26 protein-coding genes are annotated in these 26,279 nt (G+C 62.6%); 13 read left to right on the forward strand and 13 right to left on the reverse strand.

Annotation, left to right across the window (positions count from 1 at the left end; all coding sequences use genetic code 11):
• Window positions 1-40 precede the first annotated feature (40 nt).
• Window positions 41-370 (reverse strand): DMT family transporter, encoded by a 330-nt coding sequence (locus HL657_RS06700; RefSeq protein WP_317296052.1) that lies wholly within the window; start codon window positions 368-370, stop codon window positions 41-43.
• 124 nt (window positions 371-494) lie between these two features.
• Between HL657_RS06700 and HL657_RS06705 the strand changes: the two genes are divergently transcribed.
• Window positions 495-722, forward strand: coding sequence for a ferredoxin (locus HL657_RS06705; protein WP_317296053.1), 228 nt, complete (start codon window positions 495-497; stop codon window positions 720-722).
• A 259-nt stretch (window positions 723-981) separates the two neighbouring features.
• Here HL657_RS06705 and HL657_RS06710 read toward each other — a convergent pair whose 3' ends face one another.
• From HL657_RS06710 to hxlB, 4 genes are all read right to left on the reverse strand, one after another.
• The gene (locus HL657_RS06710; protein WP_317296054.1) at window positions 982-1,515 is read right to left on the reverse strand and encodes a DUF421 domain-containing protein; all 534 of its coding nucleotides are present in this window, start codon (window positions 1,513-1,515) and stop codon (window positions 982-984) included.
• 502 nt (window positions 1,516-2,017) lie between these two features.
• Window positions 2,018-3,055 (reverse strand): M42 family metallopeptidase, encoded by a 1,038-nt coding sequence (locus tag HL657_RS06715; RefSeq protein ID WP_317296055.1) that lies wholly within the window; start codon window positions 3,053-3,055, stop codon window positions 2,018-2,020.
• Window positions 3,056-3,062: 7 nt separating this feature from the next.
• Window positions 3,063-4,169, reverse strand: coding sequence for a pyridoxal phosphate-dependent aminotransferase (locus tag HL657_RS06720; RefSeq protein WP_317296056.1), 1,107 nt, complete (start codon window positions 4,167-4,169; stop codon window positions 3,063-3,065).
• 9 nt (window positions 4,170-4,178) lie between these two features.
• Window positions 4,179-4,778, reverse strand: coding sequence for a 6-phospho-3-hexuloisomerase (hxlB, locus tag HL657_RS06725; RefSeq protein WP_317296057.1), 600 nt, complete (start codon window positions 4,776-4,778; stop codon window positions 4,179-4,181).
• A 531-nt stretch (window positions 4,779-5,309) separates the two neighbouring features.
• On the opposite strand from hxlB, the gene HL657_RS06730 reads away from it, so the two are divergent.
• Window positions 5,310-7,928, forward strand: coding sequence for an ATP-dependent helicase (locus tag HL657_RS06730; protein WP_317296058.1), 2,619 nt, complete (start codon window positions 5,310-5,312; stop codon window positions 7,926-7,928).
• Complete coding sequence (locus HL657_RS06735) at window positions 7,925-8,641, forward strand: metallophosphoesterase (protein WP_317296059.1); 717 nt, start codon at window positions 7,925-7,927, stop codon at window positions 8,639-8,641. The genes HL657_RS06730 and HL657_RS06735 overlap by 4 nt, the downstream gene beginning before the upstream one ends.
• A 149-nt stretch (window positions 8,642-8,790) precedes the next feature.
• Here the strand turns inward: HL657_RS06735 and HL657_RS06740 are convergent, their stop codons facing one another.
• Window positions 8,791-9,864, reverse strand: a complete 1,074-nt coding sequence (locus HL657_RS06740) for an NAD(P)-dependent alcohol dehydrogenase (RefSeq protein ID WP_317296060.1) — start codon at window positions 9,862-9,864, stop codon at window positions 8,791-8,793.
• Window positions 9,865-10,242: 378 nt separating this feature from the next.
• Between HL657_RS06740 and HL657_RS06745 the strand changes: the two genes are divergently transcribed.
• Window positions 10,243-11,658: a transposase gene (locus HL657_RS06745; protein WP_317296061.1), complete on the forward strand. Its 1,416-nt coding sequence runs from the start codon at window positions 10,243-10,245 to the stop codon at window positions 11,656-11,658.
• Between the two features lie 83 nt (window positions 11,659-11,741).
• Here the strand turns inward: HL657_RS06745 and HL657_RS06750 are convergent, their stop codons facing one another.
• Complete coding sequence (locus HL657_RS06750; protein WP_317296062.1) at window positions 11,742-12,029, reverse strand: putative quinol monooxygenase; 288 nt, start codon at window positions 12,027-12,029, stop codon at window positions 11,742-11,744.
• 208 nt (window positions 12,030-12,237) lie between these two features.
• Between HL657_RS06750 and HL657_RS06755 the strand changes: the two genes are divergently transcribed.
• Window positions 12,238-12,555, forward strand: a complete 318-nt coding sequence (locus HL657_RS06755) for a DUF3784 domain-containing protein (protein WP_317296063.1) — start codon at window positions 12,238-12,240, stop codon at window positions 12,553-12,555.
• A gap of 59 nt (window positions 12,556-12,614) precedes the next feature.
• The gene (locus tag HL657_RS06760; RefSeq protein ID WP_317296064.1) at window positions 12,615-13,766 is read left to right on the forward strand and encodes a PQQ-dependent sugar dehydrogenase; all 1,152 of its coding nucleotides are present in this window, start codon (window positions 12,615-12,617) and stop codon (window positions 13,764-13,766) included.
• On the opposite strand, the gene HL657_RS06765 is transcribed toward HL657_RS06760, so the two are convergent.
• The 5 genes from HL657_RS06765 to HL657_RS06785 form a co-directional block, all read right to left on the reverse strand.
• Complete coding sequence (locus HL657_RS06765) at window positions 13,747-14,346, reverse strand: DUF2179 domain-containing protein (protein ID WP_317296065.1); 600 nt, start codon at window positions 14,344-14,346, stop codon at window positions 13,747-13,749. The genes HL657_RS06760 and HL657_RS06765 overlap by 20 nt on opposite strands.
• Window positions 14,347-14,876: 530 nt before the next feature.
• Window positions 14,877-15,497, reverse strand: a complete 621-nt coding sequence (locus tag HL657_RS06770) for an ArsR/SmtB family transcription factor (protein WP_317296066.1) — start codon at window positions 15,495-15,497, stop codon at window positions 14,877-14,879.
• On the reverse strand, window positions 15,487-18,234 hold the full coding sequence (gene alaS, locus HL657_RS06775; protein ID WP_317296067.1) for an alanine--tRNA ligase: 2,748 nt from the start codon (window positions 18,232-18,234) through the stop codon (window positions 15,487-15,489). The genes HL657_RS06770 and alaS overlap by 11 nt, the downstream gene beginning before the upstream one ends.
• Before the next feature lie 61 nt (window positions 18,235-18,295).
• Window positions 18,296-18,613, reverse strand: coding sequence for an SWIM zinc finger family protein (locus tag HL657_RS06780; protein ID WP_317296068.1), 318 nt, complete (start codon window positions 18,611-18,613; stop codon window positions 18,296-18,298).
• Window positions 18,610-19,320, reverse strand: coding sequence for a Nif3-like dinuclear metal center hexameric protein (locus HL657_RS06785; RefSeq protein WP_317296069.1), 711 nt, complete (start codon window positions 19,318-19,320; stop codon window positions 18,610-18,612). The genes HL657_RS06780 and HL657_RS06785 overlap by 4 nt, the downstream gene beginning before the upstream one ends.
• A 247-nt stretch (window positions 19,321-19,567) precedes the next feature.
• Between HL657_RS06785 and HL657_RS06790 the strand changes: the two genes are divergently transcribed.
• The 4 genes from HL657_RS06790 (at window position 19,568) to HL657_RS06805 (ending at window position 23,620) form a co-directional block, all read left to right on the forward strand.
• The gene (locus HL657_RS06790) at window positions 19,568-20,842 is read left to right on the forward strand and encodes a PEGA domain-containing protein (protein ID WP_317296070.1); all 1,275 of its coding nucleotides are present in this window, start codon (window positions 19,568-19,570) and stop codon (window positions 20,840-20,842) included.
• Between the two features lie 146 nt (window positions 20,843-20,988).
• A complete protein-coding gene (locus HL657_RS06795; RefSeq protein ID WP_317296071.1) occupies window positions 20,989-22,497 on the forward strand; it encodes a homocysteine biosynthesis protein in 1,509 nt (502 codons plus the stop codon).
• On the forward strand, window positions 22,494-22,892 hold the full coding sequence (locus HL657_RS06800) for a 4Fe-4S binding protein (protein WP_317296072.1): 399 nt from the start codon (window positions 22,494-22,496) through the stop codon (window positions 22,890-22,892). Before HL657_RS06795 ends, HL657_RS06800 begins: the two co-directional genes overlap by 4 nt.
• Window positions 22,889-23,620 (forward strand): UPF0280 family protein, encoded by a 732-nt coding sequence (locus HL657_RS06805; protein WP_317296191.1) that lies wholly within the window; start codon window positions 22,889-22,891, stop codon window positions 23,618-23,620. Before HL657_RS06800 ends, HL657_RS06805 begins: the two co-directional genes overlap by 4 nt.
• A 251-nt stretch (window positions 23,621-23,871) precedes the next feature.
• On the opposite strand, the gene HL657_RS06810 is transcribed toward HL657_RS06805, so the two are convergent.
• Entirely contained in the window at window positions 23,872-24,333 is a 462-nt protein-coding gene (locus tag HL657_RS06810) for a hypothetical protein (RefSeq protein ID WP_317296073.1), read from the reverse strand.
• 38 nt (window positions 24,334-24,371) lie between these two features.
• Here HL657_RS06810 and HL657_RS06815 point away from each other — a divergent pair, with 38 nt between their 5' ends.
• From HL657_RS06815 to HL657_RS06825, 3 genes are read left to right on the forward strand one after another with little or no spacing between them, the layout of a single operon-like run.
• Window positions 24,372-24,653 carry a MarR family transcriptional regulator gene (locus HL657_RS06815; RefSeq protein ID WP_317296074.1) on the forward strand — a complete coding sequence of 94 codons (282 nt, stop codon included), beginning with the start codon at window positions 24,372-24,374 and terminating at the stop codon, window positions 24,651-24,653.
• A gap of 4 nt (window positions 24,654-24,657) precedes the next feature.
• Window positions 24,658-25,182 (forward strand): tRNA (cytidine(56)-2'-O)-methyltransferase, encoded by a 525-nt coding sequence (locus HL657_RS06820; RefSeq protein ID WP_317296075.1) that lies wholly within the window; start codon window positions 24,658-24,660, stop codon window positions 25,180-25,182.
• The gene (locus HL657_RS06825) at window positions 25,179-26,255 is read left to right on the forward strand and encodes an ATP-grasp domain-containing protein (protein ID WP_317296076.1); all 1,077 of its coding nucleotides are present in this window, start codon (window positions 25,179-25,181) and stop codon (window positions 26,253-26,255) included. The genes HL657_RS06820 and HL657_RS06825 overlap by 4 nt, the downstream gene beginning before the upstream one ends.
• The last annotated feature ends 24 nt before the right edge of the window (window positions 26,256-26,279 follow it).

Here is a 26,279-nt window from a genome sequence, read left to right on the forward strand (position 1 = left end):
ACAATTTTTCACATCTTCGCGTGAGGCCACGCCGCCCCCTTCACGTATCCGAACAGAACTTTAGTCCCACGATCCCCGATACGATCAGGAGGATGCAGAGGAGGCGGACGACGCTCCTTGATTCGCCGAAGAGCATGATCCCGGCGATGACCGTTCCGACCGCCCCGATGCCCGTCCAGACGACATACGCTGTTCCGAGCGGAAGGCCGGAGAGCGAGCGCGAGAGGAGGTAGATGCTCCCGGCCATCACGACGAGGGTCGCCACCGACGGCCAGACCTTCGTGAACCCTTCGGTATACTTGAGGCCGAGCGCCCAGCCGGCCTCCAGGAGCCCGGCGAAGAACAGAGTGATCCAGGCAGTATTCTGCATGAGCCCTCTCTCGTTTGGTCCGGAAAGCGTTATACTTTGTCTGCCCGAACCATGCAGACCCTCCGCTTCCGTCATGTTTAACATGGAAGAGTACCCTCCCGGAGCTCCAGAGGAGGTATGGAGTGTGGTGAAAGTTACCATCGACAGGCCGGGATGCACCAGCTGCGAGTCGTGCTGGACGCTCTGCCCGGACATCTTCGAAGAGGACCCAAACGACGGCCTGAGCTCGATCACGGAACAGTACCGGGTTGACGGCAACCCCGCGGAGGGCAACGTGCCCGACGACCTTGCCGACTGCGCCCTGGAGGCTGCCGACGCGTGCCCGGTCGCAGTCATCGTTGTGGAAGAGTGAGATCGTTTGAAGGGAGGATAAAGCCGACCTGGGTGATAGAACACAGGACGATCATTATTCGCACGCCACGATAAAATTATATACTTTCAGCGTTATGGGGGATCTTGCCTGAGAGTGGGGTCAACCAGAAGGCACATCATCACATGATGCAGCGGGTTCACAGGCAAGGACGGTTACGGCCTGCGAACACAAATAAAACACTGCACCATGAACCGAAGTGTGCCCGGGCGTAAGGCCTTATCTCTTGGGCACACTGTTTTCACCGGCGGATCCCTGTCACATCGACGAGCGATCCCGTGCCGTCGCTCTTCTGAAGCACCGAGAGGTTCCCGTTCGTCTCGAGGACGATTGCGCGCACGCCTTCGAGGGAAACGACCCCCTCCGACCGCAACGCCTGCCGGATCTCGCTCTCGGCGATCCGTTCCCGCCGCATCGCATCGTGCAGGAACTCTCCGTCGTGGAAGATGAGGCGGGGCTCCGACTTCACCGCCTTCTGCACTCCCTCCGACCGGACAGACGACCAGGAGACGGCGTACTGCAGCACGATCAGGATGCCGAAGGCGAGCACCCCTTCCGCAAGCGAAACGTCCCTGGAGACGATCGTCGAGGCAAGGATCGAGCCGACGGCCACGTTCACGATGAAGTCAAAGGCGTTCATCGACGAGAGCGTCCGCTTTCCCGAGATGCGGACGATGATCACAAGGGCCAAGTACGCGCATACGCCGACGATCAGGACCCGCACCAGGAAGGCGGGGTCGCCAAAGAGGATCTCCTGCAGGAATCCGTCGGTCATACCCCGCACTGCACGGGGGATACGTTAATCCTTTCCGTGCAGGAAACGTCAAAAAGGCTTTGTTGGAACTCCACCTGTTTGTTCCAGATAGTCGCAATCCTGGGGCACTCCGGGGCACGGCTTTCTCCCGGCTGCGCATCTGGCGGCGCTCATGCTCCTGACGTCCCGTCCATTGCGAGTCCAAGACCTTCGGTCTTCTCATGCTCCGGTTCTAACGAACCATCGCAATCGCCACGCACTGCCCGCCCCCCGGGGTCGGGAGGAGCGCGTAGCGCGGGTGGTGGGGGTTACAGAGATCCACTACAACGTGGAGACAGGGGAGGGGGTCTCCCCTCCCCGCGAGCCGCCACCCCCAATGGCGATAGCCACCACGGTCCACTGCACGGGGACATGCCCGAGGAAAAAGGCCGACCCCAGGGGCAAGCCGGCCCAGCACCAACTTCATCAGGATTGGGATGAAGACCGGAACAGAGTTTCAACAGATTTCAAAAAAGATGGGTAGTCAGAGCGCCGGCCTGCTCTTCAGCGCCTCGACGAGGAGCCGGACCCCGGCCTCGATGTCGCCGGCATCGACCACCTCGACCGGAGAGTGGATGTAGCGGGCGGCGATCGAGAGCGGGATGCTCGGGATACCGCCCCGCTCCAGATGGATGATCGTCGCGTCGGTGTTGCCGCCGGTCCCCACCTCGAGCTGGCAGGGGATGTTGTTCTTCTCCGCGGTCTCCCGGAGCCACGCGGTCATCCGCGGGTCGGCCATCAGCCCGCGCCCGCTCGCGCTGACGAGGACGAGGACCGGCCCCTTGCCCATCTCGACGCTCGCGTCCTTCTTCTCGATCCCGGGATGGTCGCCGGGGATGGTGACGTCGGTCGCGATCGCGCAGTCGGGATTCAAGGAGTAGGCGCTCACCTTCGCGCCTTTGAGCCCCAGCTCCTCCTGGACCGTGAAGACGCCGTAGATCGTGTGGGGCGACTCGGTCTGCTGCAGGGCCCGGATGAGCATCGCGACGCCGACCCGGTTATCGAGCGCCTTGCCCGTGACGCGGGTGCCGGCAAGTTCCGTGTACTCGCGGTCGATGGTGATCGGGGTGCCGATCTCGATCCCGAGGTTCTTCACCTCCTCCTCGCTCGTAGCGCCCACGTCGACAAACATATTCTCGATCTTTATCTCTTTCTTGCGCTCCTCGTCCTTCATGACGTGGGGGGGTTTTGCGCCGAGGACGCCCGGGACCGGGCCGTTCTTCCCGTGCAGGATCACCCGCTGGCAGTAGAGCACCGGCCCGTACCATCCCCCGATGGGGACGACCCGGATGAACCCCTTCTCGTCGATATACTGGACCATCAGGCCGATCTCGTCCATATGGGCGGCGAGCATGATAGAGAAGTCGTCACCGCGCTTCACGGCGATCAGGTTGCCCATCGTGTCCTCGCGGAACTCGTCGACCGACCCGGCAAGTTCCTCCCTGACGATCTCCCTGATGCTTCCTTCGCTGCTCGAGACGCCGTGGGCGTCGGATAACTTCCTGAGTAACTCTTTCACCACTCTTCTCTCACCCCACTAATTCCCCAAGCCGCCCGACCGCACGGGAGAGGTTCTCCCGGGAGGTCGCGTAGCTGAAGCGTGCGTATTCAGGCGCCCGCGAGCCGAACGCTCCGCCGGGCACGATGATGATACCCGCATTAACGGCCTTCTCGATAAGGGTTTGCCCCATCGGGACGAACATGTAGAACGCACCTTCCGGCCGGGGGAAGTCGAACCCGATGCCGGTAAGCCCGTCGTAGAGGAGATCCCGCCGGGCGCGGTACTCACTGCGCATCCGCGCAACCGGTTCCTGGTCGCCGGCGTACGCGGCGAACGCAGCATACTGCGATATCGACGTCGCGCATGCCTGGGCGTACTGGTGGACCTTGAGGAACTCCGGGATGTAGTCCTCGGGCGCCGCGAGATAGCCGACCCGCCAGCCCGTCATGGCGTAGGTCTTGCTCGCAGCGTTGACGGTGATGACGTCCTCGCCGAACCGGGCCGCGCTGACGTGCTCTTTTTCGTAGATGAAGTGCTCGTAGACCTCGTCGGAGACGACGGTGACGCCCCGGTCGCCCGCGTACTCCACGAGGGCGCGGATGGACTCCTCGCTCTCGACCGCGCCCGTCGGATTTCCCGGGGAGTTCAGGATAAAGACCCGCGCTCCGTCCATCTGCTCCTTCGCCCGCTCGACGTCGATATGCAGGTCCGCATCGAGCGGCACGCCCTCGGGCTTTCCGCCGGCGAAGGCCGCAAGGGCCGCGTAGGAGACGAACCCCGGATCAGTGAAGAGAACCCGGTCACCCGGATCCACGAGCGCCTCCATGACGAGATGGAGCGCCTCGCTCCCTCCTGCCGTGACCAGGATCTGCTCCGGCCGGTAGGTGAGATTGTTCTCCCGTGCAAACTTTTCGCAGATCGCCTCCCGGAGCTCCGGGATACCGGCGTTCGGCGTGTAGCCGGTCCTTCCCTCCCTGATGGCGGCGATCGCGGCCATCTTGATATGGTCGGGCGTATCGAAGTCCGGCTGCCCGATCCCGAGGTTGATTGCATCAGGCCCCCCCGCTTCAAAGAGCTTCCGGATGCCCGACATCTCCACCGACCGGACCCGGTCGGCGTACCTGTGTTCATTCATAACATACCCTCACTCGATGTTCGCATGCCGGCACTGGAGGTCTTCGGGCCTGCACTGGGTGATCTCCATCAGCCGGGATATGATCGCGTCCGCAAAGACCATGGCAGTCGTCTCGAAGATGGTGCCGAGCGGTGCAAACGACTTGTGCTCGCCCATCATCTGCCGGATCTCGAACTCAGCCGACTCATCGGCCACCTTATCCCGCTGGCTCTCGATGATGACGATGCAGTCGGCGATGCGGCCGATCCTAGAGTCTCTCTTTGAGGTGATAAGACAGACCCTTCCGCCAATCTCCTTTGCGGTCTCCGAGATATCCGCAACCGTCTTCGTCGCGCCGGATCCGGAGAAGACGATAATGACGTCTCCCGGCTTCATGGCCGGAGTCACGGTCTCCCCGACGACGAATGCAGCGAGCCCGAGGTGAATCAGGCGCATGGCAAACGATTTTGCTACGAGCCCGGAGCGCCCGGCGCCCATGGTATAGATGCGATCTGCGTTCAGGATCTCGGCGAGGAGCGCATCGATCTCATCGTCGGACATCACGTCCGCGATGGTCCTGATCTTGGTCGCCATCAACCGCATCATGTTCTTAACCGGGTGATTTGTCATCGTAGTTCCGCTGTTAGGTTTCACGAGATCCTACATTAGAATATCCCAGATGCGCCGGTACGGGGAGTGATTGCTCTCGCCATCCAAACCTCCCGGGCTCCGGCAGGAGCAGGGAGCGGCAATTACCGGATATGCCGGGACCAACCACACTTCCTCCGGGAGCGGCCGCGGGCGATGGGGCGGGATCAGGAATCGCCGCCCTCATGCGCGAAACGCCAATCCACATCCATAGTGCAGGCAGATAGCATCCAATCGCATCGCTCGATCAACCCCGATGATGCAAAAGGCTATGCTCGATCATCACAAAATACATACAAAATTCGGCACGCCGTTCCGGCCGTAAAACAGGGGCAATTGCTGCTTGAATACAATTCTGCAGCACCATTTGCCCCCTAAGCGACCACAAAGTGCCGATGTAGGTAAATTCTCCTGAACAAGGGGCAGATCAGGGATTGCGCGGGCCTGCCGTTCCCCGCACCGGTATACGTGAGGGCGCACGGCGGGACCCGGGGGACAACAGCAGGTGAAGGGATGGAGAAACAGCCGGCAGGGCATTCTGATGAGGAGATCCTCGGTCTCCTCGACGAGAACGTACGGGAATGGTGCATACAACAACTCAAGGGGCGTTTCACGCCGCCGCAGCGGATGGCGGTCCCGCTCATCCACAAGAAAAAAAACGTCCTCATCTGCTCGCCGACCGGGTCGGGAAAGACCCTCTCGGCATTCCTTGCGATCATCGACGACCTCTTTGTCCGGGCACGGACGGAGGGGCTCGAGGACAGCGTCTACTGCCTCTACATATCGCCGCTCAAGTCGCTTGCAAACGACATCCACAAGAACCTCAGCCAGCCGCTCGACGGGATCAGGGAGATCGCCCGCGAGCGGGGAGTCGGGCACACGCCGATCCGCCACGCGATCCGGCACGGGGACGTCTCCAGGGCGGATAAGGCAAAGATGGCGAGAAAACCCCCCCACATCCTCAACATCACCCCCGAGACCCTCGGGATCCTCTTAAACTCCCCGAAGTTCCGCGAGAACCTCCGGACGGTCCGGTGGGTCGTCGTCGACGAGATTCACTCCCTCGCGGGCTCGAAGCGCGGCGTCCACCTCTCGGTGAGCCTCGAGCGGCTCGAGGAACTGGTGAGGGAGGGCGGCGGCGGCTTTACGCGGATCGGGTGCTCGGCGACGATCGAACCGCTCGATGAGGTCGGCCGGTTCCTGGTCGGCGCCGGGCGCGAGGTGGAGATCGTCGATACCCGGTTCGCGCGGGAGTTCGACCTACAGCTCCTCTGCCCGGTTCCCGACCTGATCGACACCACCCCCGAAGACCTCTCGCGGCACCTCTATTCGACGATCCACCGACTCGTCCAGGAGCACAGCAATACCCTCGTCTTCACGAACACCAGGAACGGCGCAGAACGGATCCTCCACAACCTCCGTGTCCGCTACCCGGAGTGCTACACGGAAGAGAACACGGGGTGCCACCACGGCTCGATGGGGACGGAGGGAAGGCTCGCCATCGAGGAGAAGCTCAAGTCAGGGAGGGTGAAGGTGGTGACGACCTCGACGTCGCTCGAACTCGGGGTCGACATGCCCCACGTCGACCTCGTCCTCCAGGTGGGATCCCCGAAGTCCGTGGCAGCGCTCCTCCAGCGCATCGGGCGGGCCGGGCACCGCCTCGGCGAGGTGGTCAAGGGGCGGATCGTCGTCCTTGACCGCGACGAACTCGTGGAGTGCGCGGTGATGCTCCGGGAGGGGCAGAGCGGGTTTGTCGACCGGATCCACATACCGGAGAACTGTCTCGACGTCCTTGCGCAGCACGTCTTCGGGATGGCGCTTGAGGAGAGGACAGAGATCGATGCGATGCTTGAGGTGATCCGCCGGTCCTACTGCTACCGGGACCTCGAGGAGGAAGACCTCATGAGCGTCGTCCGCTACCTCGCGGGAGAGTACGCGGGGCTTGAGGAGCGGCGGATCTACGCGAAGATCTGGCACGATGCGGAGGAAGGGACGATCCGGAAGCGAGGACGGAACGCCCGGATGATCTACTTCCTCAACTCCGGGACCATCCCGGACGAGTTCTCCTGCGACGTCCTCACCCGGGACGGGGCCTTTGCCGGCAACCTGGACGAGAAGTATCTGGAGCGGATGAACAAGGGCGACGTCTTCGTCCTCGGGGGACGGCGCTACAAGTTCGCCTACCGCCGGGGCGGGAAACTCTACGTCGACCCGACGACCGACCGCCCGACGATACCGAGCTGGTTCTCCGAAAAACTCCCGCTCTCGTTCGACCTCGGGCTTCACGTCCTCCGGTTCAAGGAGATGATGCTCGGTGCGATGCAGACGGCGGAGACGGAAGACCTCGTCGATACGCTCCTTGCCGGGTACCCCATCGACGAGAACAGTGCCCGGAGCATCTGCGCGATCTTCGAGCAGCAGGTGCGCTACATGGGTGATCTGGCCGTCCCCACGCCCGGCCGGATCGTCGTCGAGGAGCAGGTCGACCGGGAGAACCACCGCCGGCTCTACTACTTCATGACCAACTACGGGCTGCGATTCAACGACGGGTTCTCCCGGATCGTCGCCTTCATGATTGCGCGGGACGTCACGACGAACGTCTCGGTCGGGATCAGCGATACCGGGTTTCTGGTCTCGATTCCCCTCGAGAAGAAAGCCGACCCCGTGCGCATCCTCCGGGACATCCGGGCCGACGAGTGCTGCGCGGTCCTTGAGGAGGCTGTCGGGGATACCCAGCTCTTAAAGCGGGTCTTCCGGATCAACGCGGCCCGGTCGTTCATGATCCTCCGTAACTACATGGGCAAAAGAAGGAGCGCCCGCCGCCAGCAGGTGAGCGCCGACATGCTGATCAAGTTTGCAAAACGGCTCGACGGCTTCGCCGTGATGCGGGAGACCTACCGCGAGGTGATCGAGGACCGGTTCGAGGTGGAGAACATCCGGCGGATCGTCGACGGCATCGGTGCGGGCACAATCGAGGTCGTTCTGACCCGTGCCGCGTCCCCGAGCCCGCTCGCGTTCGGGATCGCGACGCTCGGGGTCTCCGACGCGGTCTACGCACAGGACAAACTCTCAATGCTCCGCGAGTTCCAGCGCCGGGTGATGAGCAGCATCGGAGGTGAGGCGGCGGCATGAACGCGGTCACGGAAGCCGACCTCCTCTCCCGGTTCGGCTTTTATAAGGGCGCGCTCTTTGTCCGGGAACAGTCCCTCTGTGTCGTCTCCGACGTTCATATCGGGCTTGCGGAGGCGCTCTACCGGCAGGGGCTCCACTTCCCCCTCCACGAGGAGGAGACGCTGCTCGAGCGGTTCGAGGCCATCCTCGGAAGATTCCGCCCGGCGGTCTTCATCCTCGACGGGGACATCTTCCACGCCTTCGACCGGGTGAGCCGGGACGTGAGGGAGACGCTCTCGACGATCCTTGCGGCGCTCCGGGCCGAGTGCGAGGTTGTCCTCGTCCGGGGATCGCACGACGTTATGCTGCCGGCGATCGTAGGAGGGACGGTCGAGCGGTACGATCGCGGCGGCTACACGGTGGTCCACGGCGATCAGGCGGTCGACGACCACGGAACGCTCATCATCGGTCACGACCACCCGGCGATCGAGATCGATCTCGCCCGGTTCCCGTGCTTCCTCTACGGGCAGGGCGCGGCGCGTGGGCGAGACCTCGTCGTGATGCCGGCCTATAACCCCCTCTCGCCCGGCGTCATGATCAACTATGCGCGGGGCAGGGACTTCCTCTCACCCATCCTCCGCCGCGTGGACGTGGGTGCTCTGCAGCCGGTGGTGGAGGTCGACGGCGAGGCGGTGGTTCTCCCGCCGCTCGCCGGCATCCGGCGGTTCGCATAAGATCAGGCCGGCGGGACCGGGAGTGCAGCCCGCCCCGCAGGCTTGCACCCGGGACCCGTAAACCGTGCACAGGAGGCGCCGGAGTTTCGCACAGGATAAAAACCCTGCTTGGGGGCTTATTTAAAAAAACAGGGATGGTTGAAGAGTACTTACTCTTCAATCACGACGATCGGCTTGATGAGGTCGCGCGGCTTCTCCTTCATCAGGAGCAGAGCCTCTTCCATCTTGTCGAAGCCCTTGAACCGGTGGGTGAGCATCGGGGAGAGGTTGAGCTTGCCGACCTCAACGAGGCTTGCGAGTTTCTCCATCCGCAGCCTGCCGCCGGGCATCAGGCCGCAGTGGATGAACTTGTGGCTCATACCGCAGCCCCACTCGACACGCGGGACGAGGACGTTCTCGCCCGAGCCGAGGTAGTTGACGTTCCCGATCTTTCCGCCGGGCTTGACCATACGGACCGCCTCGCCCATGGTCGTCACATCGCCGCCGGCGATGCAGACCTTGTCGACACCCTTGCCGTCGGTCTTCTCAAGAACCTGCTCGACGATGTCGCCGTTCTTGTAGTTGATGATGTCGGTCGCGCCGTAGCCCTTTGCTGCCTCTATACAGTTCGGCCTGCTGCCGACCGCAAGGATGTGGGACGCACCCATCAGGTTTGCACCGGCAACCGCCATCAGTCCGACAGGGCCGATACCGATACAGCAGACGGTGTCGCCGAGCCTGATGTCAGCGAGTTCCGCTGCGTGGAACCCGGTCGGAACCATGTCAGCGAGCATGGTCGCTTCTGCTACCGGGATGGAGTCCGGGAGAATTGCAAGGTTTCCATCCGCTTCGTTGACGTGGAAGATCTCGCCAAAGACACCGTCCTTGAAGTTCGAGAACTTCCAGCCTGCGAGCATTCCGCCGGAGTGCGTCGCAAATCCTGCCTGGGCTTCAACACTCATCCAGTCGGGAGTGATCGCCGGGACGATAACACGGTCGCCGGGCTTGAAGTCCTTCACCATCGAACCGACTTCAACGACCTCTCCGACAGCTTCGTGTCCAAGAATCATGTCGGTGCGCTCACCGATCGCTCCCTCCCACACCGTGTGGATATCAGAGCTGCACGGTGCGACCGCAAGCGGCCTCACCAGTGCATCAAGCGGGCCGCATGTGGGTGCTTCCTTCTCGATCCATCCGATTTCGCCGATCTTGCGCATTGCAAGTCCTTTGATTTTCTTTGCCATGGTATATCCATCCACTCGTTTGTCAGTGAGCCGGAGGCTCACGCGGGCCTCGCGAGCAATGCTCACGGACCCGTGCCGATCGATACCCGTCCGATCGGCACTTTTGCGACCGGATGATCAACCGACATAGTTCCCAGTTGCTGAGCGGGATATATATAATTTCTGCTATGTATCCTTCCGCGGATTATAGCGCCATTTCAGGGCGTTTTCGCTCATTTCCGGAAATTAATCCAGAATTCAGGAATGAGGTACAGCGGAGGGATCCGCGCGGTTTTCGTGCAGTTAGGGCATATATTCGCCGACACTCATCTCGATTTGGCATTTGACGGTCCTGAATAGAAATATCTTTATGAAATATAATCCCTAATATTATATCATATGGAGGAGTGGGCCCGTACATGGCTGCAAGAGCAGCGGCAAAAGGGCGAGAGATGTATCGAGATCAAGGAGATCCAGGGCAAACCATATGTCTATCGCTCAACGAGCGTCTATGACCGGACGACCAGATCACCGAAGAAGGTGAGCACCTACCTCGGGCGGCTCACGAAAGAACACGGCCTCATCGCCAAGGGAACAAGAGGCGCGGGCACCCCTACACAGCCCCGCAGTGTTTATGAACACGGAAATGCCGCCCTGATGGCAGAGGAACTCGGCGAACTGATCCCCGTCCTCCGCGAAGCGTTCCCCACCTGCTGGCAGGAGATCGTCGCACTCACCGTTACCCGGACCGCCGCGTACACCCCGCTCGCGAGGGTTGGGGACGCCTGGGGGAAACTCGACAACGTCCTCGGCATTACGCCGGATTGTGATCTCGGCGCCCTCTCCCGGGTCCTCACTGCAATCGGCAGCGACCATGCCGCCCAGCAGGCGGTGTTCCGGCACCTCTCCACCCAGGCGCACCAGCTCGTCTACGACCTCTCGTTTGTCTTCTCCCGCTCGGACATCTTCAACCTTGGCGAGTTCAACAATAACACGGATAACGTCTGGTTGCGGCAGATCAACATCGCGCTCTTCATCGCAACGGATACCCGCCTCCCCACGATGTTCCGGGTCCTGCCGGGAACGGTCGGGGACGCCGCTACCCTCATCGCATCCCTCACGGAGAGCGACACTGCAAGGACGACGCTTGTCCTCGACCGGCGAACCGTCTCAGAGGCGAACGAGACTCTCCTGCGGGAGAGAAAGATCCCGTTCGTCGTCCTCCAGCGCCGTAACAACGCCCGGTATGCAACCAGGATCCATCTCACCGACCACTTCTTCTACCGCAAACGGCTCATTCGTGCCGGCAAACGCGAAGTCAACGGCCTGATGCTCTACCTCTACGAGGATGCCGATCTCGAGATAGAGGAGAAGAAGACCCTCTACCGCCTGCTGGAAGTGGGTCAGATCGACCGGGAAACGCTGAACCAGCGTATGAAACGCGCCGGCAGGATCCTGCTCCTCTCCTCGATCATGGCGGACCCGCAGGAGATCTACGAACTGTATAAGTCGCGCAACACGGTTGAGGACCATTTCGACGTGTTCAAGAGCCTGCTCCTGGCAGACAAGCCCTACCTCCAGGACGCCACAGCGGTCTTCGGCCACATATTTACCGAATTCCTCTGCTCCCACCTTTACTGCCGGATCCAGAACCGGATCGAGCAGGCGGGGCTATCCGCGCATCTCTCGCCCGAGGAGCTCCTCCTGAAACTCTCGAAGGTGTATACGGTGGTCTCCGGGGGAGAGAAGCGGACAAACGAGGTGCCGGAGCAGATACAGGGAGTTGCCGGCAGGCTCCATATCGATATTCCCTGACGCATGGGTGGGAAAACAATCGCACGGAGCATGGAACCGCAATTGTGGTTCAAAAAAAATGATACTATCTAATGGAGACGGTATCAGGAGAGCTTCCGGTACAGGGCGACATCCAGCGGACCGGCGAACAAGGGGCCCGCTTTCTCCACGAATCCCTGGAAATGCGGAGTCGCATTATGGAAGTCGATTGCGGCCTGGTCTTTCCAGACCTCGATGAACGTGAACTTCGCGGGGTCTGCGGCATCTGCGTAGAAGTCGTAGGAAACGTTTCCTTCCTCCTTCCTGCTCGAATCGACCAGGTTACCGGCGAGCTGCACGAGTTCTTCGGCCCTGCCCGCTCTGGCACTGCATCTGGCAATAATGGTTATCATAGATTCATCCTTCCTGCCGGTTGGCAACACCGATAATCTTTTTGCAGAGGTAAAATAGTTACGCACCCGCACGGACGGCTTTTCCGGGTGCAGGGGCCGCGATCGCTCCGGCCGACTCTCCTCGCTTCGCCTGCTACCGGAGCCTTTCTCTCTGGAAAAATACCATAACACCTTAGCGCCGGGAACCCAAACAGGATCCTGGTATACCGTGTGGATCGCGAATATCCTGGCCGGAACAATCGTGCTGGTTCTCGGGATCATCATCAGGGCATTCAACGCAAGCGGCCTCATTGCAGGCTATAACACTGCTTCTGCCGAAGAGAAAGCAGAGTACGACGAAGAAGCGCTGACGGGATTCGTGGGCGCTCTGCTGATCGCCGCGTCCGCGATTCTCCTCGCCGGCGGGCTGCTGGCAGTTGCAGGCGCGCCCGGCTTCGTGGCCGGCGCGTCATGGCTCCTGTTCCTCGTGGTCATCATCGGGGGCGTCGTGTACCTGAACACCGGGGATCGGTTCGGGAACGGGTGATACCTGCAGAGTAACGCCTATATACCCTCCCGGCATCCGGAGTCCGGAGATGACCCTTCATGACACGCCGGACTGCTATCATCCTTGCCGCTGTTGCGGTGCTCGCCCTCCTCGGCATCGCCGTGGCCGTCGTGATGCCCCCGGGGGGCACCGCCGGAACCCTGCCGATCGATACGATCACCCTCCCGCCGGGCTTTGAGATCGACGTCTACGCCAACGTCACCGGAGCGCGGTCGATGACCATGTCCCCGAACGGGACGCTCTTTGTCGGGAGCCGCGGCCCGGGGAACGTCTACGCCATACCCGACCGCGACGGCGACGGGAGAGGGGACGAGGTGATCGTCGTCGCGAGCGGTCTTAATTCCCCGAACGGGGTTGCGCTCCGTAACGGCTCTCTCTACGTTGCCGAGATCGGCCGCGTCCTCCGCTACGACGAGATCGAGGCGAACCTTGCCGACCCGCCTGAGGCGGCGGTGGTGAGCGACGCCTTCCCGGACGACGCATCGCACGGGTGGAAGTTTATCGCGTTCGGGCCCGACGGGAAGCTCTACGTCCCCGTAGGCGCCCCCTGCAACGTCTGCGACCCCGAAGACGAGCGGTTCGGCACCATCCTCCGGATGAACCCGAACGGAACCGATCTCGAGGTCTACGCCCGGGGCATCAGGAACACCGTGGGCTTCGACTGGCACCCGGAGACCGGTGAACTGTGGTTCACCGACAACGGCCGGGACTGGCTCGGCAACGACGTCCCGCCGGACGAGCTGAACCGGGCGCCTGAGGTGGGGATGCACTTTGGGTTCCCCTACTGCCACGGGCGGTCGATCCCCGACCCGGAGTTCGGGGCGGAGCGGTCATGCAGCGAGTTCACGCCGCCGGAGCAGGAACTCGGGCCGCACGTGGCCGCGCTCGGCATGCGGTTCTATGACGGCGAGCAGTTCCCGGAAGAATACCAGAACAGGATCTTCATCGCCGAGCACGGTTCCTGGAACCGGGCGGAGCCGATCGGCTACCGGGTGACGATGGTCGAACTCGAGAACGGCACGCCCGTCTCCTACGAGACCTTCGCGGAGGGCTGGCTCCAGGGGCGCGATGCATGGGGACGGCCGGTTGACGTCGAGGTCGCGAACGACGGCTCGCTCCTGATCTCGGACGACCGGGCGAACGCCGTCTACCGGATAACCTACGGAGGGGTCACTTCCCCTTCCGGATGACCCTTCCAAAGGAGAACGGGGTCGGGCCCGGCACGGCGACGGGGAACGTCCCCTCCGCCGCCCGCCGGACATCCTCGATCGAGTAGAACGCCTTGGGGTTGAACTCGTGGATGGCGTCCTCCACGTCGCGGATGTTCTTTCTCTTGACCACCGAGAAGAGAACCTTGCCGGGACCCTGTTTCCCCTGGGCGTCGAGGACCGTCACCCCGTAGCCGGCGGCGCGGAGGTAGTCGATGAGGTTCGTTGCATCCCGCTGGGTGATGATCCGGATGAGCGCAAGCCCCATCGCCAGCCGTTCCTCGACAAGCATCCCGATGTAGTTCCCGGCGGCGAACCCGGCCGCGTAGGCGAAGTAGTTGAACGGGTTCGTGAGGTTCTGAAAGATCTGCCCGACGGCGACGATCCAGATGAAGATCTCGAAGAATCCGAGGACCGGGGCGATCACCTTCATCCCCCGGGAGACGAAGATGATCCGCATCGTCCCGATGGTGACGTCGCAGATACGCGCGAGAAAGATAAATACCGGGATTACGACCAGCGAGAAGACCTCCGGGTCAATCTCCGGGACGATGCCGAGCATGGATCATGGTTGACAAGCAGGCGTTATATTTTTATCCATATTCAAATATATGTCGGACACGAAAAATTCCTGGAAAATACTATTTGACGATATTAAACAAAAATGCCCTGAAAAACAGGTCCGAAGGGTGCGCAGATCATGCAGGCGATCGCGATGTCCGGATCGCCGACTCCGTCTCGCCCACGCCGGGAGTGCACCATCTCCCGGAGAGGCCGGTAACCGGCCTTCCGGGGAGCAGGCCAGGCATGATCGCAAAAGTCATCATACAGTGCGTTTCACCCCGGGTTTCCGGAAATTTCGGTATATACCCGGGTTTTCAATCATAACCTCGATGAGATAGCATTATGGTCCCAGGATATGATCAGGCATACTGTGGTGATATAACATGTCGAAGTGCTACAGCTGTGGAGCAGAGATCAATCCGAAGAAGACGCGCTGCCCTAAATGTGGGGCAAAAGTTGAAGCAGGGACCGGAAAACAGCCGGAGGCCGGAGTTGCAAGGGGGCGGCGGTAAAGACTCCTAAAACCCATTACTCATCCAGTTCTTCTCCCACCTGGTGGCGCGGGGAGGTGCGCCACCAGTAGTAGACCTCGTAGACCAGCAGCGCCAGAAGCACCGCGCAGGCGCCGAAGAAGAAGCCCATCACCAGGTCGTGAACCGGCGGCATCCCGGCGGCATCGAAGGCGGGGCTCTGGAGCGTCGAGAACTCTTTATCCTCTCCGACACTCCTTGGGGCGGGTTCCACGCCCCAGGACGGCGGCAGCACCGCCGGGAGGATTGCCCAGAGCCCGAGGCTCGCGAGGACGATAACTCCAAAGAGCATCGTGTATTTTTGCAGAACCGACCGGAGATCGCTTGCCGGCGACGCGATGATGAGGACCTGGTTCGCAAGGCCGTAGACCTTCACCTCGCGCCCTTTCTCGCTCCATCGGGTCTCCATAACCTCAAGAAGCCCGGCGTCGAGAAGGTTCTCGATGTGGTAAGAAGCGGTGGTGATCGGGATCTTCATCTGCCGGGCAACCTCCGACGACGTCAGCGGTCCGCCGCCGAAGGCCTGGATGATCGCGTTCGCCGTCTGGCTCGCCATTGCCCGGGCGATCTTCTGTGCCCGCTCATCGCCCGGCTGGACAACTACAACATCATTCGCCATGGAGTGCTTCAATAATTCTGTTGCGCCCGTGCTCGAGCGCCTCTTCGAGACGGGAGACGTCCGGGCCTGCGCCCTGTGCAAGGTTCGGCTTGCCTCCGCCCTTCCCGCCGAGGATGCCGCAGGCTTCCCGCACGATATCGGCGGCGTTCACCGCCTGTGCGCCCGACGCCGCCACAACTCTCACGCTTCCGTCTCCCGACGCAAAGAGCGCCACGCCGCCTTCGTCGGCGACGGTGGTGGCGAGCGCGACGAGTTCTTTCTGGCCCGCATCCACCTGCCTGACGACGACCCTGACCCCGTCCACCAGCTCGCCGTCGAGACTGCGCATCTCGAGGTCCACCACCTTCTTCTGGAGACGTTCGATCTCTTTCTTCTGTTCCTTCCACTCACCAAAGAACCGCGTTACCGTCGCCGGCAGGTTCTCGGGCTGGACGCTCACCACGTCGGCGGATGCCTGGAGGAGGCCCTCCATGCGCTGCACAGCGTGTACTGCGGCGATACCGGCCGCAAAGACCAGCCGCTCGACGCCGTCCTGGATGTGCTCGACACCGAGGATCCTGATCGGCCCGATCTCGCCGGTCGTCCGGACGTGCGTTCCCGCGCACGCCTGCACGTCGGCGCCGACCTGCACCGTCCGGATCTCCCGGCCCGGCGGAACACCGCCCTGGTAGAGGCCGAACCCGTACTTCTGTTCGGCCCTCGTCCGCTCCTCGACGTGGACGTAGACCGGCGTGTCGGCCATGACCAGCCGGTTCGCCTCAAGCTCGATCCTCCTGAGCTCTTCGGGCGTGATATGCGTGTAATGCCGGATATCCAGGCGGGAAGCGTCGCTCCCCTTCTGGGCGCCCGCCTGGTGTACGTGGACACCGAGCACCTGCTGAGCAGCGTGCAGAAGAACGTGGGTCGCCGTGTGGTGGCGCATCAGCGACCACCGGCGTTCCTCATCCACCATGCCCTTCACCCGGTCGCCCCGCTTCAGGGGACCCCCCGTGACCCGGTGGAGGATGACCTCCCCGAGTTTCACGGCTTCCTCCACCCGCACCATGCTCTCGGACGTCACCAGGGTGCCGGTATCGGACGGCTGGCCGCCTCCCTCGGGGTAGAAGAGCGTCTGGTCCAGCACCGCCATCCCGTCGAAGTAGTCCAGCACCATAGCCTCGAACTCGATCTCGTTCGGGAGCTCGTAGTAGAGCTTCTTTGTCGGGGGGAGATTTTTCGCCCGCTCGCGGTAGCGGGCAAGCGGGTCTTCACCCCTCGCCTCCTTCTGCGCCTCCGAGTGAGACTCGGCGATCAGCGAGTAGAAGTTGTCGGGGATCTCCACGACGGCGCCCTCGGCGGCAGCGACGTCCCTTATCATCTCGGGCGGGATGCCGTGCGAGTCATAGAGGGTGATGACTTCCGTGAGGGGAACCCGGGAACTCTTTGCCTTGTAGTTCCGGGCAACCTTCTGGACGATCCGGGTTCCGCGCTCGAGGGTACTTGCGTACCTCGCCTCCTCGTTTGCCACGATCTCCCTGACCACATCGGCGTCCTGCTCGAAGTTCTCGGCCCCCACGATCTGCATCTGCGCCTCGATCAGGCCGGCAAGGTCATCGTCCATCGAGAGGTCGTTCATCATCCGGAGCGTCCGGCGAAGCACGAGCCGGGCGAGGTAGCCCTCCCGGACATTCGAGGGAACGATGCAGTCGCCGAGCATGTAGGCGAGGCAGCGGGTGTGGTCGGCGATCGAGTAGACCTTCTCGATCGGGACGACGATCCGCTCGAGCCGTTCCACCGGCACGTCGATCGCCTCGGCGACCTTCCTCCGAAGGTTGTAGAGATTCGTCCCGGAGATGTCCATCACCCCGGCGAACCGGGCGCTGAGCCCCATGATCTTCGTGAACTCGGGGTTGTCGAGGAGGTTCTCGAGATGGGCCGAATGCATCAGGCGGCTCACCATCTCCGGGAAGACCGCGTCGTAGATCGTCGGCGAACCCTTCGAGGCCCAGACGAACCGTTCAAGGCCGTAGCCGGTATCCACGATCTTCAGCCGCATCGGGTAGTAGGGCACCCCGTTCACGTCGACGGGCGGCTGATCGGTCTTCTGCCGCCCGAGGTTCATGAAGACCAGTGTCGCGACCTCAAGGCCGCCGATGAGCACCTCAACGGAGGCTCCGGCGTTTCCGCCGCCGTACCAGGGGTGCTCCTTGTAGCTGACCCGGCTGAGATCGCCCCCGATGGACTTGATGAACTCGTCACAGAGGGCGACCGTCTCGTCCTTCCAGTAGATCTGCTCCTCCGGGGTATTGAAGGCGTGATGCGCCATCATCTCAAAGAGCGTCAGGTGGCGCCCGGACCTTCCGACGGAGTCGAGGTCGTTTAGGCGGATGCAGGGCTGGGAGATGGTCAGCGGGTTCGCCGGCGGGGGGACGACCCCGCTCGTGACGAAGGGCTGGAAGTCGGCTATGGACGCGATGGTGAGGTAGATATCGTCTCTCCATCGGGCGGCTACGGGGTATCGTTCGAGGCGTGTATGACCGTGCCGCTCGAAGAACGAGAGGAACGCCTCCCGCATCTCGCTGACGCTATGGGGCTTGAAGACCGGGTTGCCGATGAAGTTATACGTTACACACGGAGCGTCGCCGCAGAACTCTTGTTCGGGGTCCCGGGTCCAGAAGGCCGCTCCGCAACTCTTGCAGACCTTCCGCTCAAACCCTTCGGACCTGAAATAATCGAGCGTATATTCTTCCTCGAGCATTGAAAATCACGCAGCATAAATTGGTATGATTGTGACCGATATAGTTGTTTGTGCGGATTGTTCAAGGTTTCCAGGTATCCTGGTACCAGAGGTCGTAGGATTCATATAATCCCGTCCGCTCGGCGATGCGTACCGCAAGGATGTGCCAGCATTCGCGTCCCCGGAAGAGAAAGTCGCTGCAGGTGCAGAAGTCGCCTTCGACGATATACTCGTTGCTCCGGCCCACCACGATGAAGAAGTCCCGGTAGCGTTTTACCTGCCCTTCGTCGACGGCTTTGAGCGCTTTTCTTCCCCGCTCCCCGTAGACACGCTCGATGCAGGTTCGGAACTCCGGCGTCAGCGCCCGGTCCCGCTCGATCTTTCCCCAGATACCCCTCATGGAACTACCACTACGTGTGGCGGATCAGGGATATAATGCCACCCCATGCGGGACGCGAGTGCCTCCATGGCCGGGGCCTCGAGCGCGTAGTGGGTGGATTCAAGGCAGGGGATGGGCGATGCACGGGCCACGCTGTGCTTGAGTTCCGCCGAGAGGAAAGCCTCCGCCCCGAGGTCGACGGCCTCCCGGATCAGGTCGGGATCGAACCCGCTCCCCCCCACGACCGCCAGCCGCCGGATCGTCCCTACCTCGCCGTAAACCCGGATCCCTCCGCCGGGGAGGCGGAGGGCGATCTCCCGGGCATCGAGGGAGCAGTCGCCGACGAGGCCGGCGGTCATCCGCTCCGTCCGTGATAGATCGAGCCGTGACGCCAGGACGTCGTTGACGCCGCCTTCGGCATGGTCGAAGTTCGTGTGCATGACGTAGAGGTTCATATTGGCGGCAAGGAGTGCCCGGAGCAGGTGCGACGTCGGGCCCCTGACCGCCGTGACCGGGCTCCAGAGGGGCGTATGGTGGACGATTAGCATATCGGCTCCGGCGAGAACTGCGGCGTCCACCACCCGCTGCGTGGCATCGAGCGCACAGCAGACGGTCCCGATCTCGTCCTTTCCCTCGACGACGAGCCCGATCCTCCCGGCATCGTATTCTTCGGCCAGTTCGGGCGGAGCGACCTGCTCCAGTGCGGCGATGAACCTCTGGATATCCATACAGTACCTCGTATGGATCTCACGGAATAAAAGGGTGAACGAGAACACCGCCGAACCGCCACCACTCCCGTCGAATAAATTTTCCTTTTCCGGGGGATTTTGCTCACACTTTGAGAGAAAATGTTCGATTATCCCATAAAGGCGATGGATATGGAATGGATCGAATAGAAATGATTATCCCTAAAAAAACAGAGACTCAATCATCGTCTTTCGGAGACAGAACATGCTGAGACCTCTTATCATCGGAATGATACTCCTCGTTCTCTGCGCCGGCATCCCAGCCGTTTCCGCGCAGATCGGAGGAGATGAAGGATGGTACCGCGTTCACTGCAACATCGACGGTGCCGACGTCTACTTCGACGGCCAGTACCAGGGCACCACCTACGGAGGGGCGCTCGACGTCCCGGTCTACACCACCGCGCCGCCCTACAACACCGTCCGGGTCGAGAAGAGCGGTTACCACACGTACTCCGCCAGCCTGCCCTCGAGCCCCGCGGCGGGCCAGACCGTGGACGTCTACGCAACGCTGCAGCCAGTCGAGACCGCCGGTTCGATCCACGTCACCTCGAGCCCCTCCGGTGCGGCCATCTACTTAAACGGGAACTACCGCGGAGTGGCGCCGCTCACGATCCAGAGCCTCTCCCCCGGCACCTACTCCCTTGAGGCCGATCGCTCGGGCTACCAGTCCGACTACAGCTCCGTCACGGTTAAAGCGGGGCAGCAGTCGAACGTGCAGTTCACCCTGACGCCGATCGAGCAGTACGGCTCGATCAAGGCCACCTCCAGCCCGTCGGGTGCCTACGTCTACATGGACGGTGTCTACAAGGGCCGGACGCCCATGACGCTCACGAGCGTCTCGGCAAAGAAACACAACATCGAGCTTGATCTCTCCGGCTACTACGACTGGAAGTCGAGCGTGACCGTGAGCCCCGGCGTGACCAGTTACGTCAACGCCCACCTGACGTCCGTCCCCTCCGAGACCACCGGCGCCATCGACGTGGTCTCCTACCCGGCAGGCGCGGACATCTTCCTTGACGACAAGTACCAGGGCAAGACTCCCACGGCAGGAGTGTATGCGATCTCGAACGTCGCGGTCGGCTCCCACACGGTGAGAGTAGCCCTCTCCGGCTACCAGGACTACACAACGTCGGTCGTCGTCAGCGGAGCGACCACGAGCCATGTCACCGCGACGCTCCAGCCCGGCCAGTCGACCTCGACGGGCTCGATCTCGGTCACTTCCTCCCCGTCGGGGGCCGAGGTCTACATCGACAACGCCTATAAGGGTATCACCCCGCTGACCGTCGACGGCGTTGCCGCCGGCACCCACGCGGTCAGGGTGGCGCTTGCAGGCTACGGCGACTGGTCGACCAGCGTCCAGGTCGGTGCCGGAAGCACCGCCTCGGCCTCGGCCTCGCTCTCGCCCGTGCCGACCCAGGCACCCCACGCGGGCGTGGCGCCCTTTGCCGTGGTAGGGGCGCTCGGCATCCTCGGGCTCTTCGTCGCCCTGCGCAGGCGGGACTGAAACACAAAAAACCCCAATCTTTTTTGAGAAGCGTAAATCTCCCGGATGTTATCGATTGACCGTTGCCGGTAAGGTTCCTACCCGGACCATATATTACCTAAAGTAATAATCAACACCTATAAATATTCCAAAATGAATATACGTTCATGGAAAAGTCCCTCGACCTCATCAATGCCCGGATACGCGACGGTACCGCACGAGTCGTTACCGCCGAAGAGATGCCGGGCATCGTCGACGAACTGGGAGAGGAAGGGGCACTGGCGGAGGTCGACGTCGTCACGACCGGGACATTCGGGGCAATGTGCTCTACCGGTGCCTTCTTCAACTTCGGGCACGCCGACCCCCCCATCAGAATGGAGCGCGTCTGGCTCAACGATGTGGAAGCATACGCAGGAATCGCGGCGGTCGACGCCTACCTGGGCGCAACAGAGGAGGCAGAATCCAAAGACAGCCTCTACGGCGGCGCCCACGTCCTCGAAGAACTCGTGGCAGGGGGCACCGTCGAACTGCGGGCAACCTCCCGCGGAACCGACTGCTACCCGCGCCGGAGCATCACGACGGAGCTGCTGCTCGAGGACATGAATCAGGCGATCATGGTCAACCCGAGAAACGCCTTCCAGCGCTACAACGCAGCGTCAAACGCCACCGACCGGACACTCAACACCTACATGGGGACGCTCCTCCCGCGGTGCGGCAACGTCTCCTACTCCGGCGCAGGAACTCTCTCGCCGCTCGCAAACGATCCGGGCTTTCGGGTCATCGGGAGCGGCGTCCCGATCTTCCTTGCCGGGGGAGAGGGCATGATCGTCGGCGAGGGGACCCAGCACTCGGCGGGCGGCGGATTCGGGAACCTGATGGTCGCCGGGGACATGAAAGAGATGCGCCAGGAGTTCCTGCGTGCGGCGGTGATGAACGGCTACGGGGTGACGATGTATGTCGGCGTCGGCATCCCGATACCGGTCCTCGATACCGGGATCGTCCGGAGCACCGCGGTGCGGGACGAGGATATCCTGACCGACATCATCGATTTCGGCACGCCCCGGCGTGACCGCCCGTCGCTCGCGAAGGTCAGTTACGCCGACTTAAGGAGCGGTTCCGTCGAGATCGGCGGTGAGACGGTCAGGACGTCGTCGCTCTCCAGCTACCGGCGAGCACGGGCGGTAGCGACGGAACTCAAGGACTGGATCGAGAGGGGAAAGATGGAACTTGCGCTCCCCACCCGTCGGATCGACACGACGAAGCGTGCGAGGCCGATGCGGGAGACGGCCGTCACCCCCCGCGTCCGCGACATCATGAACCGGCAGGTGATCAGCATCACGGAGGACGAGGAGATCCGGGTGGCGGCAAAGCGGCTCTTAAAAGACGAGACGAACCACCTCCCGGTCCTCGACGAGAACGGCACGCTGGTCGGGATCATCACCACCTACGATGTCTCGAAGGCGGTGGTGACGGACGGGAAACTGCGGCAGGTGAAGGACATCATGACCCGGAAGGTGATCAAGACGACGCCCGACGAGCCGGTGGACGTCGCCGCCCAGAAACTGGAGCAGAACAATATCAGCGCCCTTCCCGTAGTGGACGCGACGAACCGGGTGGTCGGCATCCTCTCTGCGATCGATCTCGGGAAACTCTTCGGCGGGAGGCGGCGGCGATGAAACTCCTGCTGATCTTCTCCCGGAAAGGGAAAGCCGATCCGGGAAGAGAACCGGTGATCGCGCAGGTGGTGAAGGAGACCGGCGTCCTCATCAACGTCGAGAAGGCCAACATCGATTCGATGGCCGGCGAGATGCTGATCGACGTCCCGGATAAGGACGCCGACCTGGTCCGGCGGCGCCTCGAGGAGATGGGGGTCACCGTCCGCGTGATGGAGAATGCCGTCGTCCGCGACGAGGAGGAGTGTGTCGACTGCGGGGCGTGCATCGGCGTCTGCCCCCAGGAGGTCTTCTCCTTCGACGAAGAGTGGCGCATCCGGGTGAGCTCCGAGCGGTGCGTCCTCTGCGGCAAATGCATCCAGGCGTGCCCTCACGGCGCCCTCTCGCAGCAGGGATGATCCGGGAGCACTTCGAGTTCCGGCAGACGATCGCGACGATCCTCGCCGACGATCCCCGGCATATCGAGGCGGCGAAATCCGGGATGCTGGCCGCCCGGCAGGAGGTCGAGCGGCAGATCACCCGGGACCCCTATTTTGCGGCAACGCTCGAGCCGTATATCCCAAAGATCCCGGAGAGGACCCCCGATCGCATGGCCCGGGCCGCGGCAGTTGCCGGGATCGGGCCGATGGCGGCGGTGGCGGGTGCGATAGCCTGGGCCGGCGTGGAGGCGATGGTCGAGGACGGGGCGGCGTTTGCCCTCATCGACAACGGGGGGGATATCGCTCTCGTGAGCGGCCGCGAGGTAAAGATCGGCATTTATGCGGGAGCATCACCTCTGAGCGGGCGGATTGCGTTCCTGATCCCGCCGCAGAACGAGATCCTCGGCATCTGCACTTCATCGGCGACGGTGGGCCCGTCCATCAGTTTCGGCACCGCCGACGCCGTGACGGTCTTCTCCCCCGACGTCGCCGTCGCGGACGCATGGGCGACGGCGATCTGCAACCGGATCACGGCAGACGATACCTCGGTTCTTGACGCCCTCACGGGGACCGGTGTTTCGGGCGTGCTCGCCGTCATCGGCGATGCGGTGATCCGATGGGGGGATCTCCCTCCGGTCGTCCGGGCAAGAGTGGACGAACGGCTGATCACCGCCGGCAGCGACTGGCAGTATTATGGCAGGAGCTGAAGAAACCCGCAGGGTTTCTGGCCGATCGCCGGTCTAGTGCTACTGGCTTCAATTTGCGTGAGGCCGCATCCATCCCTATGTACCGTCAGCTCACGCGAAGTGCGAGCGTAACGAGCTTGAGCACCGCCAGGTGCGAGACGCGAACACAGTGAGCGTGAGCACCGAAGGTGCGAGGCGCGAAGTATGTGGGCTATTGACGACCCTCAAACCTCGCAAGAGACTATGCCCTCAAACGAAGGCAGCCCGACGCATCAGAGGCACTCCTCCATGTAGAGGGCAATCTTTGCGTATGCCTCCGTGCCGCTGAACCGTGCGAGCGTACTCTCGCCGTCGGTGATGAGGACGACGGGCTCACCGTCTTCCATCGAAAAGATCACCTCGTAGATATCGACTTCGTCGATGACGATCCCCGGGGCGAGGTCCGATGCCGCGTGAAGCTGCAGCCGCTCCTTTGTCAGCTCGTCCGGCGTCTCCCGGAAGTAGTAGTAGAAGACCTGATAGGCGTTGAGGAGGTCGGAAGAGAGCAGCGCTCCCCGCATCTCCTCGTCAAGCGTATCCAGCATCCGGGCAAGAAGCTCGTCGTCGTCGTCGCTCGCCTCAAAGAGGCTATCGGCAAGTTCCGCCAGTTCCATATAGTCGACCATACTCAGTTCCCACCATACCGCCCTGCCCGGATACCGGCCCACAGAGCCGGAACGGTGCGGGCGGTGCATGAATAACTATATCGGTCCGCCCGGAAAAAAGAATAGGTGTGCGTGAGGAAGATCTGGATTGGGCCGTATACCATCTGATTCCCGAAACCGGCGGCATTACGGTCGAAGACCTGGTAGCAGCCACCGATTTTGAGCCCGGTGCGGTCACGGCGTCGCTCGAGCGTCTCGAGCGCTATCTCCTGGTCCGGCAGGCAGGGGAGACGGTGCGCCTCCTCTCCATCCAGGAGTCGCTGATCGAGTGCCAGTGCCGGCACACCAGGGATGACCTGCCATTCGTCATCGAGAACGGTGTCGTCAGGGCAAAAAGGAGAGATGAGTAAGGCTATGCCCGAAGTAGCCGTGCTCCGGATAGGCCACCGGCCCGAACGCGACCAGCGGGTGACGACCCACGTCGGGCTCGCGGCGCGGGCGCTCGGTGCCCGGGGGATGTACCTCGCCGCAGACGATCCCGGGGTGGCCGCGAGCATAACGGACGTCGCCTCCCGTTGGGGAGGGGACTTCTTCATGGAGAACGACGTGCAGTGGCGCCGGTGCATCCAGGACTGGAAGGCCGCCGGCGGAAAAGTCGCCCACCTCACGATGTACGGGCTCCGTATGACCGACGTCATCGACGAGATCCGCGGAGAGGAGCGGGTGCTCGTCGTGGTGGGGGCGGAGAAGGTCCCGGGCGACATTTACGGGCTTGCCGACTACAACGTCTCGGTGACCACCCAGCCCCACTCCGAGATCTCGAGCCTCGCTCTCTTCCTCGACCACCTCTTCGAGGGAAAGGAGCTCAACCGGGAGTACCCGGACGCGAAGATCCGGATCGAGCCGGCGAAGGCGGGAAAGAAGACGGTGGAGCGGTGACGGGCCGGGTTCTGGTTGCGGGATTCGCCACGCGGCACGTGGCGCAGTCGGCCCGCCGGGCCGGCTACACGGTCTACGCCGTCGATCACTTCTGCGACCAGGATCTCGGGTGGTACACGGAGGAGTGCCTGTCGTTCGATGAACTTGCCGAACTCCCGGAGAAGATCGCCGAACTCGCCGCCCGCCATCCGGTCGATGCGCTGGTCGTCGCCTCGGGTGCCGAGGCCATCGGGACGACGATCCCGCTCTACGGCACGCCGCCCACAAAAGTGGAGCGGTTCCTCGACAAACTGGAGATCCAGCGGTTCTTCGAGAGGCTGGAGGTGCCGGTCCCGCCGCTTGCGGCGAGCGATCAGTTTCCGGTGATGGTCAAGCCGCGCCGGGGAGCGGGAGGATGGAGGAACGCGGTCGTGAGAGCGGAGGAGGAACTTCGCCGATGGAAGGAGGCCTGGCCGGACCTGCCCTACATCGCACAGAACCTCGTCGACGGGGTTCCGTCGAGCGTCTCCTGCGTCGCCGACGGGCGGCGTGCACGGGCCGTCGCGGTCAACCGGCAGCTCCTGCGGGGCGAGGGGGAATCCGCGCACGGGTTTGCCGGATCGGTCACCCCGTTCTCCCACCCCCTTGCCGGGGAGATGGTCGCGGTGGCAGAGCGAATTGCTGCCGCAAGCGGGTGCGTGGGCTCGGTCGGGATCGATTTTGTGGTGGGCGAGAAGCCCTGGGCGATCGAGATCAACCCCCGGTTCCAGGCCACCCTGGATACCGTCGAGATGGCGATCGAACAGAGCGTCTTTGCCATGCACATGGACGCCTGCCGCGGGGTGATCCCGGCGGCGATGCCTGCGGCCCGGCGGGTCGCGGTCCGGCGGATCCTCTTTGCAGAGCGGGATATGCGGCTTGACGCCGACCTCTCAGCGCTTGCCCCCCGGATCGCCGACATTCCCTGGCCCGGAACCGAGTTCGAGGAGGGGCACGCCGTCGTGAGCGTCTACGGCTGTGCCGAGACAGAGGCGGCGGCGTATGCCGACCTCGAGAGGAACACCGCGGCGGTCCGGAAACTCATCGGGGAATGAGCGAGACGGACCCCCCCTGCCGCG

The organism is Methanoculleus nereidis (genome assembly GCF_032944295.1).
Taxonomy (GTDB): domain Archaea; phylum Halobacteriota; class Methanomicrobia; order Methanomicrobiales; family Methanoculleaceae; genus Methanoculleus; species Methanoculleus nereidis.